This is a genomic window from Bartonella sp. TS25HLJMH, assembly GCF_042193505.1.
In the GTDB taxonomy this organism is placed as follows: domain Bacteria; phylum Pseudomonadota; class Alphaproteobacteria; order Rhizobiales; family Rhizobiaceae; genus Bartonella; species Bartonella grahamii.
The window spans coordinates 291,863-305,134 of record NZ_JBHILV010000001.1 but is presented as its reverse complement, the minus strand read 5'-3'; the positions used below and the strand labels follow the sequence as shown (position 1 = coordinate 305,134).

Annotated in this window: 6 protein-coding genes and 2 tRNA genes; 1 reads left to right on the top strand and 7 read right to left on the bottom strand. The window is 36.8% G+C overall.

Going from position 1 to position 13,272, the window contains the following annotated elements; all coding sequences use genetic code 11:
- Nucleotides 1-228: 228 nt before the first annotated feature.
- The 4 genes from ACFINF_RS01170 to rplU all read right to left on the bottom strand — a co-directional run bounded on the left by ACFINF_RS01170 (nt 229) and on the right by rplU (nt 6,170).
- Nucleotides 229-318 (bottom strand) — tRNA-Ser (locus ACFINF_RS01170).
- Nucleotides 319-1,467: 1,149 nt separating this feature from the next.
- A complete protein-coding gene (gene ptsP / locus ACFINF_RS01165) occupies nt 1,468-3,999 on the bottom strand; it encodes a phosphoenolpyruvate--protein phosphotransferase (RefSeq protein ID WP_375619294.1) in 2,532 nt (843 codons plus the stop codon).
- Nucleotides 4,000-5,408: 1,409 nt separating this feature from the next.
- Complete coding sequence (rpmA, locus tag ACFINF_RS01160; RefSeq protein WP_273787451.1) at nt 5,409-5,678, bottom strand: 50S ribosomal protein L27; 270 nt, start codon at nt 5,676-5,678, stop codon at nt 5,409-5,411.
- 12 nt (nt 5,679-5,690) lie between these two features.
- Nucleotides 5,691-6,170, bottom strand: a complete 480-nt coding sequence (gene rplU, locus ACFINF_RS01155; RefSeq protein ID WP_375619293.1) for a 50S ribosomal protein L21 — start codon at nt 6,168-6,170, stop codon at nt 5,691-5,693.
- 285 nt (nt 6,171-6,455) lie between these two features.
- Here rplU and ACFINF_RS01150 point away from each other — a divergent pair.
- Nucleotides 6,456-6,545: transfer RNA gene (locus tag ACFINF_RS01150), tRNA-Ser, on the top strand.
- 314 nt (nt 6,546-6,859) lie between these two features.
- Here ACFINF_RS01150 and pgi read toward each other — a convergent pair.
- The 3 genes from pgi to ACFINF_RS01135 all read right to left on the bottom strand — a co-directional run bounded on the left by pgi (nt 6,860) and on the right by ACFINF_RS01135 (nt 12,983).
- A complete protein-coding gene (gene pgi / locus ACFINF_RS01145; protein WP_375619292.1) occupies nt 6,860-8,524 on the bottom strand; it encodes a glucose-6-phosphate isomerase in 1,665 nt (554 codons plus the stop codon).
- A gap of 188 nt (nt 8,525-8,712) precedes the next feature.
- Nucleotides 8,713-11,847, bottom strand: a complete 3,135-nt coding sequence (locus tag ACFINF_RS01140) for an efflux RND transporter permease subunit (protein ID WP_375619291.1) — start codon at nt 11,845-11,847, stop codon at nt 8,713-8,715.
- Nucleotides 11,844-12,983, bottom strand: a complete 1,140-nt coding sequence (locus ACFINF_RS01135; RefSeq protein WP_375619290.1) for an efflux RND transporter periplasmic adaptor subunit — start codon at nt 12,981-12,983, stop codon at nt 11,844-11,846. Before ACFINF_RS01135 ends, ACFINF_RS01140 begins: the two co-directional genes overlap by 4 nt.
- Nucleotides 12,984-13,272 lie beyond the last annotated feature (289 nt).

Here is a 13,272-nt window from a genome sequence, read left to right as displayed (position 1 = left end):
AAATGAATTCTTAATTTTTCTCGTCTCATGGAGGCGATAGAGAATGTCTTCGCCCATTTAAAACAGTGGATTTCAAAGAATTCAAAAAATTATTAGAGAATGTTGGAGGAAAAAGATGAGCTTTGTAACGGTATGTTGGAAAATCCTATTCCCGAACTTTTGTTAACGCTCCCGAACCTTTAAAAAGATTACAAAGAATCAATACGTTATAAATAGGAGAAAATTGGATGGCGGAGAGAGAGGGATTCGAACCCTCGATATGGTTTCCCATATACACGCGTTCCAGGCGTGCGCCTTCAACCACTCGGCCACCTCTCCAGAAGTCTCGCACTATACCCAGAAAGAAATAACGTGCAAGCCTAAATTATACATTCAAAACTCAAAAAACAAATTCATTTGTTAAAGTAAGAGCTTATATCTGTTGAATAACAAGCACATCTTTTATTTTTAAGAAAAAACTTTTTCCGTGGATAGGTTTGTATAATACAATAATTGGAATAAAAAGATTGTCACCATCATAAATTTTCATGCTTATTTACGCACTTTCTGCTTCACAAAAAATACTTCTCTTAAAATTGGCATACAGTCCATGATTTTGCGCAATCAAATAATTAAAATCACTTGCTTATACGTCATAAGCGGAGATGGTATGTGGAGGAAGTACATTTTAAGAGAGGATAAATGCCTCTTATGCATTCTCTCAAATAGCACGAACGCAACATCGAGGGTTGTAGAATAGTGTGATGGTGTCAGTTTCCTCCTTCATAGGATCACAGAATAAGCCCTAATCTAAATCCTCTATTCAATTTCACACTTCTATATTTAGTTGATACTAAAGAAAAAAAATTAATACAAAAAAGACCTTTGCATTTTTAATTTAATATGTATGAATATATCTTATTTTCTGAAATGAGAAAATAGTCTCATTTTTGTCAAATACAAAATCATAAAGATGCAAACCTGTTTTCATCTTTACCATATACTTTTAAATTCAGCTTTACAGTTTCCAAAATATCTAAAGTAGTCTCTATTATTTAAAAGAGATTACGTATTATTTCATACTTTTGATTATCGCATTCTTTAAGTGGGATATGCTCTCATAATAAAACAGAATACTCTAAGAATACTATTTTCTTTCTCATCCACACGTTTGTTTAAAAAACATTTCTTCTTAAAGCTTGTCACATCGATCTCATACGGTGTCTATGAATGGTATAAAATCTATTGAATAGCATCATCTATCATTAAATAAAAAGTACAAGCCAAGTACCATCAGGCTATTTATCCCCTAATGCTGCAACATCCCTTGCTATTTGAGAGAATGCATAAAAGGCATTTATTCTTTCTTAAAGTGTTTTTATCCATACGCTACTCCTCCCCGTAACATATAGAAGAATAATGTTTTACAGGACGAACGATCTGATTACTCTGCAAAATGAGCTAGCTTGTTCCCCTTAATGTTCTTTATCACCTTATATCCTTGCTTAGAGCACGTACAGCTCGTGCAGTTTCACATTGTAATGCTTTTTGTGCTAAAATTTTCATATCTTCAAAACTATGAGTCTGCAAACACGCCTTTACTGGAGAAATATCGCAAGATATCATAGAAAGCTCATTAATTCCCAACCCTGTTAAAATCATTGCACCCAAAGGATCTCCAGCCATACCACCACATACACTAACCCAACACTTATGTTGTAAAGCTCCCTGAATAGTCTGATAAATCATACGCAAAACTGCTGGATCAAGGCTATCAGCTTCAGACACAAGGTACGGATTTTGCCGATCAACAGCCATTGTATACTGTGTTAGGTCATTGGTTCCAATTGAGAAAAAATCAACATGGGCGCTCAACACATCTGCCATAATGGCGGCTGCTGGAACTTCGATCATAATACCAAGTTTTAATTTTGGTGCATCAATATCATTGCGGATTTCTTCTGCAATCTTTTTTATAGTGACAATCTCTGAAACAGACATTACCATCGGAAACACAATCCATAGATCTCCGCCTTCTTTTGCTGCTCGATACAAAGCACGTAATTGAGGCACCAAAAGATCACGTCGACGTAACAAAAGCCGCGTCCCTCGAACACCTAAAAAAGGATTGTCCTCTTTAGATAAGTGTAAATGCGTAACCTGTTTATCCCCACCAATATCGAGTGCACGAATAATTAATGGCTTATCTCCTACAGCTGTAATCATCGCCCGATATGTATTAAATTGTAGCTCTTCATCCGGAATATGTGGATTCTCTAAAAACAAAAATTCCGTGCGCATGAGTCCAACACCTTCAGCCCCCAAATCAAGCGCAACAGGAACCTGATTTGCGTAGTTGACATTAGCCATGATACGAATTCTTTGACCATCTGTTGTTTGCGCTGGTAATCTACACGCACTTATTTCACTGACACGTTTTTGCACAACAGTATCAATATGCCTTTGAGCATCTTCAACGTCTTCAAGCGTAGGATCAAGATAAATAAACCCGTTATTGCCATCAATAATAGCTTGAATATCAGACTGTATCGCTAAAATATCATCACCTGCAGCAACAACCATTGGAATACCAAGAGTACGCGCCAAAATAGCTGTATGAGATAATGGACCTCCCCATGCTGTTGCTAATCCTTTTACCCTTGTACAATCAAGTTGTGCTACATCAGAAGGAGAAAGGTCATTTGTAACTAGAATTACACCATGTGGAATATCATTTAAAAAGAATGATCTATAGGATGGATTGATTTCACCTAAAACACGTCGACCAACATCAACTAAATTAACAGAACGTGCTGCTAACAAAGGATTATCTACCTTAAAAAACATATCTGAAAATTGACGAACCGCTCTATCCCAAGACCAAGCAACACCATGACCTTCTGCTATAAAACGACAAGCTTGAGCTATTAAATTTTCATCTTCAAGCAAAACCATTTGCGCAGAAAAAATCGCAGCAGAATCTGCTCCCATACGCACTGTAATATCAGAAATCACAGATGCCATTTTATGTTTTGTTTTTGTAAGAGCATTTTCAAGACATGCCGCACCAGCTGCAAAATCAACTGGCTGATCTATTATGGAAATATCATTTTGCCTTAAAACAAAAATCTTACCAAATGCTAATCCTGAACTTGCTCCAACACCAGAAATGCCTTTTTGCATAGAGCGTGGATACCAACCATGAAAAGCCTTTGTTTGAGATTCCATTGCTCTCATCAGGCATTTTTCACTAATACTCACTTTTTTTGCAATAGCAATGGCATCATTGAGAAGTTGTGCTCCTTCTGCAGCATCTGTAGAAAAAATAAGAACATCACCGTTTTTTGCTCCTAATTGCAATAAACCAACCAAATTTTTCATTTCAACGGCATATTGACCATGGCGAACTCTGATAGAATTTTGAGCCTTTTTCGCAAAATCAACCCAAAGAGAAGCTGGTCGTGCATGAAGACCACTTGGATAATCTAAAGTCCATTCCTGACACACCGAAAGGTCACCTATAAAAGTTTTTTCTAGCCTCATATCTTGATCAAACAAAGTTGTAACAATTTTCTGTTTGTCCATAGTTGTTGCAAGTACTTCAAGCTGTTTTTTATCAAATAAAAGAGACGTCAATTTTTTACAAATTTCTCTATAGCGATCTGGACACGCTGCAATAGCAATAACCAAATGTGCTTTCTTGCCATCCTGCCACTCAACACCAGCAGGAACCTGTATAACAGCAACGGCGTCCTTGATAATTAAATTACGATTTTCAGCCATACCATGAGGAATGGCTATACCATTTCCAAGCCAAGTATTGGTTGTTTCTTCACATGCAAGCATGCTTGCCAGATAACACTTATCAACCGCACCAACCTGCACAAGCAATTCAGCAGCAGCATAAATTGCATCATTTTTATGATCAAAAGCAGCTGCAAGTTGTACAGATCTTATAGACAAGATTTCACTCTCGATAAAATCTACATTCATTGCTTCTGCTTTCTCACATCTCATCATGAATTCAAATTGCCTCACATTTGAACACCAATATCTCTGATAAATTCCTTTTCAAAGCTGCATTTCCCAAAATACAAGCTATAAATACCACCACAGTTCTCTTTATACTTTACGAAATGTAGCTAAGTGAGGTGCTTAAATACCTCAATATAAGCGATAATACAATTGGATATTATCATCTAGCGAAGTGCTTAAAAGCATCATAAGCAAGTCTGCCTCTTACTCTTTTACTTTACAAAGACAAAACCCCGATTTTTACAGCACCAATCACCTAAAAAACTATGTTTTAAAAACGCTCTCATTATTCCAAGTTATTCAACATAACTTTTCATTATTCTCCCTACAAGAAAGCATCCTTCCCAATCATCTGTAACTTCAGCTAATATTTTAACTGATTCCTCAAAGTTTATTTAACCTATTATCCCTCTTTATAAATTCATTACGTAATTATAAATTGCTCCATGCAAATTATCATCTTTAAAATTCCGTGCAGCTCATCCTATGATGCTAAATCATTGATATATAACATTTATATATTTTAAGCTACTCCTTTACTTCAATCAATATCGCAAATACACAATATCCTCTGTCGCATATTTGCAAAGTACGAGCATCACCCAAGCACCATCATCAACTACTAAAATCAAGAAAAACTCTACAAATAAGATAAATAAAGTAAAAAATGAAAACAGTTATTGCCTTAACCCTAGCTCTTATGCTTGTTTATTTTCAAAAATGCATAATACAATAATAGTGAAATCAGAAACAATATTCTTGAAGAGCGCTGATTGCACATTGGTTATTTTTATATCTTTAAACACCGTCCTCCTTAAAAATATAATTTTACTCTCGATTTACCGAAAACTCCTTAATGCACGTCACTTTCAAAATGTTTTGACTGCCATCTTATGGATTTTTTATCCCTATATCCTTTTAAATGAATAGCCCCACCTATCCACACCGCCACCTAAAAACAGTATGACAACTCATCAATACTACAATGCCAATAAAAAGATCCATCTTTATCAAAATGATACATAAATAATGCTTTCATTAAATTTCTCATAATTTCTTGAAAACAAACTGCTTCTCTTATAAAGAAATTACTAGACACTTTTTCATGCATAAAAAGAAAATCTCTCCTCACTATTATTATACAGAAATTTATCAACAAATTCTATCATGATATCAATAGGTTCAGTACTAAATACTAACATAACACCGCACAAACTCCCTCCCTCATTGAGAAAAGTCATTTCCCCAATTCTACCTTTTTCGTATATCTTCTACATTTATTATAGTACCAAAGCAAAAAGGGAAAGATGAGATTCTATCTTTCCCTTTTAATACTTATAAAACAACAACTACAATTCAATGGAATCCCGTTGATTGCTAGAGAGCGTTACAGATTACTCTGCTGCCTCCACCATAGGAATGACTGAAACATAGGAACGATCACCCGCTTTGCGTTGAAAAGAAACCTTTCCATTTGATAATGCAAAAAGCGTATGGTCTTTTCCAATGCCGACATTGTTGCCAGGATGCCAACGTGTACCACGCTGGCGAATAATAATATTTCCAGCAATAACGGTTTCACCACCAAATTTTTTAACGCCTAGACGTTTCGATTCTGAATCGCGACCATTACGCGAGGAACCACCAGCTTTTTTATGTGCCATAGACGCTCTCCTTTAATCTTTCTTACTCTTTGATGCCACAGACGCTTTCTTCTGCGACGCAGTCTTTTTTTCAGCCGTTTTTTTAGCCGTCTTCTCAACAGAAGCAGCATCTTTTGTTTCTTTTGGTGCAGTTGCTTCTTCTTTTATCGGTTCTGCAGCCACTTTTTTAAGTTTTGAACCACCCATTAAAATTTCTAAAACACGAAGCTTCGTAAATTCTTGACGATGACCACGCGTACGTTTAGAATTTTGACGACGGCGCTTCTTAAATGCGATAACCTTGCGCCCACGTGCCTGTTCTACAATCTCAGCTGTCACCAATGCATCAGCAACGACAGGAGTACCAATAACTGCATTACCTTCTTGCCCAACCATCAATATGTCATTGAATTCAACAACATCACCCGCATTTCCACTAACTTTTTCAACTTTTACCACTTGATTAGCAACAATGCGGTATTGCTTACCACCAGTTTTAATGACTGCGAACATTTTTTATCCTTCCGTTCACTCCAGCTCTTATTTAATTTCTGCCTTGAAATAAGGGAAAATAGGCTGCTTTTTATCAGTCGTAATAGATTTTAAAGAAGGATAAAACCTTCTTCAACACAAATACGCGCAGATTTCTCCACGCTTATGTTCCGTATATATGAAGGAATTTCTATTCTCTGTCAATAAAGTCCCATAAAAAAGAAAAAAAGGTTGTACCAAAAACAATTGAAGGTTATCTACCCCTTATACACTCAAATAGTGCCGATTTTTGTTTCACTTTATTATGGAGAGATGGCTGAGTGGTTGAAAGCACCGCACTCGAAATGCGGCATAGGGGCAACTCTATCGGGGGTTCAAATCCCTCTCTCTCCGCCAAAGTTTATAAAGCGATATTATTAAAATGTCTTTAATCGTAGCTTGCCGGTGGATTCTGTATATTTTTATCTAGTGTAGCTTGTCAGCAGGTTTTGTACCAATCCATTTTTCAAAAGGTTTTCAAGACTTTTCAAAGCTCTTTATCGTTTTTGCGAATAAATTCTCATTATTACAATTTTTCACTTTTTGGTTTTCTGTTACATAAATATAGTTCAGATAATAAGAGAATGAATAGTAAAGTTAGAGAATTATCTCATATTTCTCTCTCATTCTACTTTTGCTTAGTTAGTACAAAACCTACTGTCAAATTATATTTATTTTGCACGTCTTTCTTGAATATGTGCTAGCAACCCTAATGTTGAACTATCGCGATTATCCGCTTTACTTTCTCCACGAAGAATTGGTAGCAACTCATTTGCTAATTCTTTACCAAGTTCAACCCCCCATTGATCAAATGAATTAATATTCATTAAAATCCCCTCAACAAAAATACGATGTTCATAAAGCGCAATAAGACGACCGAGAGCAAAGGGTGTTAATAAATCTTGAACCAGCGTAATGCTGGGACGGTTTCCTTTAAAACTTCTATGAAGTGCTAAATGATCTGCTTCACCCTCATCAACTCCATTTTTTATCAAGATATGCCGAGCATCTTCAATACTACGCCCCTTCATCAATGCTTTTGATTGTGCTAAACCATTTGCTAGCAACATCTCATACATAGAATGTAAATTTTGCTCATGCCCTTTTATAAATAAAATAAATTCTACAGGAATAATATCTGTTCCTTGATGCAGAAGCTGAAAAAAAGCATGTTGACTGTTTGTCCCTGAATCCCCCCAAACAATCGGACCACTTGAAAAACTTAATGGTTTTCCATCCAGAGAAACTTGCTTACCATTTGATTCCATATCAAGCTGTTGTAAATAAGCTGGAAAATGTATTAAACGCTGTGCATAAGGAATGATAGAACGTGATGAATAACCACAAATAACACGATGCCAGAATCCTAAAAGAGCAAAACGAATAGGAATATTTTTATGCAAAGGCATAGTTTTAAAATGTTGGTCCATTTGCAATGCACCATTGAGAAATTGGCGAAAATTTCCACCACCTATTGCAAACATAACAACAAGTCCAATGGCGGACCAAATTGAATAACGTCCTCCAACCCAATTCCAAAATTTAAAAACCCTTGTGGAATCTATGCCAAATTCTGCTACTTTATCAAGCGCACTTGAAACAGCAACAAAATGCGTACCAACGGCTTCTTCTCCTAAATGTGAACAAATCCACTGACGTGCAACTTGAGCATTTACAATTGTTTCAGCCGTTGTAAAAGTTTTAGAAGCAATGACAAACAGAGTTGTTGCTGGATTCAAAATAGAGAGAGTATCAGAAATATGGGCACTGTCAGCATTAGAAACAAAATGGCACTGTGGACCATCATGATAAGGTTTTAAAGCATTTGTGACCATTGCAGGACCAAGATCAGAACCACCAATACCAATATTGACAATATCACTTATTCTCTCGCCACTGTTTCCCTTATAGCTGCCATCACGTACCTTTTCAGAAAATCTTTCCATATCTTCAAGGACGTCTTGAATATCGCGAATAAGATTATGACCATCCAACATGAAAATTTCATCAGCAGGTAAACGTAACGCAATATGAAGAACTGAGCGTTTTTCAGTTGTATTAATCGCCTTACCAGAAAACATTGCATCACGCCGGCTTAACACATCTGCTGCGACAGCTAAATCATCTAGAAGTTGCAATGTTTTAAATGTCACACCACATTTTGAAAAATCGAAAAGAAGATCATCAAGTCTGAGGGAAAAATGGGAAAAACGCTGTTCATCTTCTACAAAATGTCGACGAATATCATAGACCCCATCCTTTGCGGCATGGTTTCTTAAAGCTTTTAATGTAGCTTCAAAAGCCTTTTCATTTCGAATCGAAAAGCTATCTCCCATAAGCTTATCCTATACGGTTATTGATAATGAAATCTATGCCAAAACATAACAAAGCAGAAAGCGTCTCCTTTATTGCTCGCTATTTTCACTGCTCACATAAAAATGAAGAAATATACAAAATAAAAGGATAAGATCCGAAAATGATATTTTTACAAGAATAAACTTTAAAATCTTTTCTATCGAATACATCATTTAACTTGATTGAGTTCTTTTGTTAAGCGTAAATCTTCTTCTGCTTTCGGTCTTATAAACCGCCCAAAAAAAAGATAAACAACCGGTGTGACATAAAGCGTAAAAATAGTTGCTAAACCTAAACCACCAACGATAACCCAACCTAAAGCTATACGAGCTTCTGCGCCAGCACCTTTGGCTAAAACCAAAGGAATACCTCCTAAAATGGCACAAATCATTGTCATACAAACTGGACGAAGTCGAATATTTGCTGCTTCTTCTACGGCTTCACGCACGCTTCTTCCCTGATCTCGTAATTGATCTGCAAATTCAACAATGAGAATACCATTTTTTGCCATAACGCCAATTAACAAAATTAGTCCAATTTGGCTGTAAATATTAAGACTCACACCACTTAATAGCATAGCAATCACAGCACAACCAATCCCTAATGGGACCGTAGCCATGATAATGAATCCTGAAATAAAGCTTTCAAACTGAGCAGCCAAAATCAATAAAATAATCAAAAAGGCAATGCCAAAAACAATCATAAAATTGGAAGATGTTTCATTAAGCGTTTCAGCTTCTCCTAGGGGAACCACGTAGATTCCTTTCGATAACAAAGGAGAAGCAATTTTCTGTACAGTTTGGTAAGCTTCCCCTAAAGTGATACCTGGAGCAAGATTTGCGCTTAAAATAACAGCGCTCATGCGTTTTTCTCGTTTTAATTGGGGAGCGATAGCTTTTTCATGTAAATGCGCAATAACCGATAAAGGAACATATCGATTGTCTTTAATCTTTAAGAAAATATTTTCTAAATCACTAGGACTCTTCATAGAATTTTTACGCGATATCAATTTAACATCGTAAGAATGATCATCCACGTTAATGGAACCAATCTTTTTACCATCCAACATTGCTTGTAATGTATCGCCCAAATTGGTGATATCAATCCCTAAATCGGAAGCTTTTTTTCGATTGATTTCAATAAAAAATTGTGGTTGTGTTGCATCAACAGTAAGACGTGGTCGAATAAAACGCGGATCATCTTGTAAAGCACTCACCAGCTTATCAGCAATGGGTTGTAGTGTTGCATAATCATTGCCAAGAATTGCAAATTGTAATCCTTGCCCAGTTCCTCTCACACCTAGAGAATTCCCCTCCGCAGCAAACACAAAAACTGCGGGAAACTGTCTAACCTTTGCATTAACATCCTTCACAATTTCTTGCTGACTACGTAAACGTTCATCCCAAGATGAAAGCAATAAAACCAAAAAAGCAGTATTGGGTGAACCACCAATACCCGCAATAGAGTAACTGTTAGCAATCTCCCCTGCATCACGTAATGGCTTTAGACTTGCTTCAATTTGCTCTACCTGCTCGTTCAAATATTGTGTTGAAATACCTTGTGGTCCATTAATAACCAAAAAGATAAGAGCCCTATCTTCTGCTGGGGTTAATTCCTGTTTCAGCTTCATATAGCCTCCAACACAAAGACCCGCAAAAATAAGTGAAGCAAAAACAACAGACCAAGGCTTTTCTAAACACTTATGCAAACTGTAAGTATATGCCTTATGAAGAAAAGTACCTAATTTATATAAAAAAGTAAAATGATGGGCCTTTTCTTCCTTCTCCTCAATATGTTCTTTGAGAAAACGTGAAGCCAACATGGGACAAAGCGTTAAGGCAACAATTGAAGAAAGCAAAATAGAAATTGCCAAAACAAAACCAAATTCTCTAAAAAGCCCTCCAACTTGCCCAGGAAGAAAGGAAATAGGAACAAATACAGCCACTAAAGTCAAGGTTGTTGCGACAACAGCAAAAAAAACCTCACGTGTTCCTAACACCGCTGCAGCTCTGGCACCTAACCCCATATTGCGCCATCGAACAATATTTTCCAGAACAACAATGGCATCATCCACAACAAGCCCTGTTGCTAAAACAAGTCCTAAAAATGTGAGAATATTCAATGAAAACCCTACAAGATAAATAGCTGCAATGGTACCAATCAAGGCAACGGGAAGAGATAAAGCAGGTATCAGTGTTACACGAATGTCTCTGAGAAAAAGAAAAATGACTAAAATAACGCTCAAAATAGCAATGACCAACGCAACCTCAACCTCATGAAGGGCACTTTTAATAAAAATCGCATCGTCATTAATAACGTCTATATATACAGAAGAAGGAACAATACTTTTGAGATTATCAACAACGGCTCTTACACCTTGAGAAATATTAAGCGTGTTGGATTGTGCTTTCCGCACGATACCTAATCCAATACCTGTCTTTCCATTGATACGAAGAATAACCGTTTCTATATCCGGCGATAAAGTAACATGCGCAACGTCACCAAGATGCACATGAGGCTTTAAAACAACTTGTTCAAAAGATTCTGGTGTTGTTAAACGTGCAGTGGCACGGACAACTAAAGTTTGCTTAGAATTGCGTAATGATCCTACTGGCACATCCGTTGTCATATCAGCAAGAACACGTGAAATATCTGCTACAGTTAATCCATAACTTGCAAGTTTTGCTTGATCTATATCAATCTGAAAAATCTTTGTGCGAGCACTATCAACCTGTACATCACCAACACCATCAACAGCAGAAACTGCATCAACAATCTGATCATTTACAATCGTTGTTAAATCATCAATACTCATTGTTGGTGACGTCACAACCAAATACATCATAGCAGCAGCATTCGAATCTGCTTTAATGATCAAAGGAGAATCTGCATTTTTTGGTAAAGAATAAGCAATACGAGACAGAGCATCACGAATATCAGATGCCGCTACATTCAAATCAACACCGACATTAAAATTAATCTGCACACGAGAGCGTCCAAAAGAAGATGTTGAAGAAATCGTCTTAACACCTGAAACACGAGAAACAGCATCTTCTATAACTTTTGTTACTTCACGATCAATGGTTTCTGCTGACGCACCAGAAAACATCGTCATAATCGTTGTTACTGGAGTATCAACATCGGGTAATTCTCTTACATCAACATTCAACCATGCTGCAAATCCTGCAATGATGATCATAGCATTTAAAACAAAAGTAAAAACCGGTCTGCGAATAAATAAGGCAATGAGACCACCTTGCTCCACCTTTGACATAGGCTGTTTTGTGCTTAATTCTTGGCTCATTGTATATCCGTTCCATAAACCGCTGATAATTGCTGTTGATGGGACTTTGGGTCATCAATAGTTACTTTACTTCCTGGATAAAGCATTTGCACCCCTTGAATAACAACTTGATCACCATTTTCTAGGGGAGCTTTCACGAAAACCTGATCCGCTTTATGCTGAATAATTGATACGGGAATAGACTCTACTTTTCCTTCTCTCACACGCCAAACGAATGACCCTTTACTATTCCATTGAACCGCAAGAGGATTAACGACAGGAAAAGAACCACCATGAAATTGCAATACAACAGAAAAGGACATACCAGACATGAGCATATCTTTTTCATTATTGATTTCAACCTGAGCATGAAGCGTGCGACTTTCTGGATCAACAATATTATCAATCGCATAAATATGACCAACAAAAGATTTGTCTGGCTGCGCAGTTAATGTTGCCGTTACCTCATCTCCTTTATGGATGCGCGACACATATCGTTCAGGGGCCCATATATCGACCAAAATACGTTCTCTATTCTCAATACGCCCTATTACGGTATTAAGGGTCACGTTATTCCCCACATCAACGGGCAAAATACCAACAACTCCAGGAATCGGTGCACGAATTGTTCGCCGATCGAGATCTAATTCAGCATTACGCAAAACTAAATTTGCGTTATCCAACTCTAAACGTGCTGTAATTTCTTGGACTTCCGTTGCTGTATTGCTGGCGCGTAATTTAAGAATGCGCGAAAGCGTTAATGCATTATTATCACGTTGTACTTTTGCTTTTGCAGCCGCTATTTCCTCTTTTTTAGAATCAAGCTTTGCAATCACATCATCGACTTGTACTTTTGTACCAGCAGATACAAAAAGCTTATCAATAACACCTGAGGATAAAGGGGTAAGATCGACTTCTGCAAGAGCTTTTCCACTCCCAAGAACGTTAAGTTGTTCATAAAAATCTTGAACTTTTACAAGATCAACAACAACATTCGCCGGTGGTCTTCCCATTTTTTCCTTTGAAGCTTTATACGATACTCTTGTTTTATCTACCATAGAAATGGGTTGTTCTGCACTCTTTTTTCCAGCCCAATAAGTAACCGTTAAAACGACGATTAAAAATACCAACGGAAAGCTCTTTTTTAATAACGCCATACATCCACCCTTGCTGTGTCATGTTCATCTGAAATAGTTTTCAACAGTAATATCGGCGTTTTACACAAAAACCAAACAGCGGGTGTATACATCTTACCCCCCACCGCAAAAAACACATCTCATCTTTGCTTGACTATCTTTCATAGATTAAAACGTCAAGTTAACTATCGTTCATATTGCTTTGTACGGTCACAACAAAAAATGATTATATCAAAACCAACTGAAACCATAATATATTATATCCTTTTTTAAAATATCTCATAAAAAAGAGAGTTTTTTTTTATTACTA